This is a genomic window from Mesorhizobium sp. (assembly GCF_004962245.1).
Taxonomy (GTDB): domain Bacteria; phylum Pseudomonadota; class Alphaproteobacteria; order Rhizobiales; family Rhizobiaceae; genus Mesorhizobium.
This window is the reverse complement of sequence record NZ_SUHQ01000120.1, coordinates 1-205: the sequence shown is the minus strand read 5'-3', so window position 1 is coordinate 205 and position 205 is coordinate 1. Positions and strand designations below refer to the sequence as shown.

The window sequence follows — 205 nt, the reverse complement described above, 5'->3', positions numbered from 1 at the left end:
AGCGACCGTCGCGGATTGAAGGTGCTGGCGAACTCGGCCGGTGTCTGCCAGGCGAGTTGGGAGTGCGGCCGCGCGGTGTTGTAGTCGGCGCGCCACAGGGCGATGGCTACGCGCGCCTGAGCCAGCGAGGTGAACAGCGTCTCGTCCCACAAGATCCTTCAACGCGGCATTGTCGAGCATGGCGTCGGCCAGAAGCCGCTTCAGC

Annotated in this window: 1 pseudogene; it reads right to left on the bottom strand. The window is 66.8% G+C overall.

Features of this window, described 5'->3' with window-relative positions:
- A pseudogene (locus tag E5X88_RS33595) lies at nt 1-155 on the bottom strand (integrase core domain-containing protein); the annotation flags it as partial.
- Nucleotides 156-205: the final 50 nt, after the last annotated feature.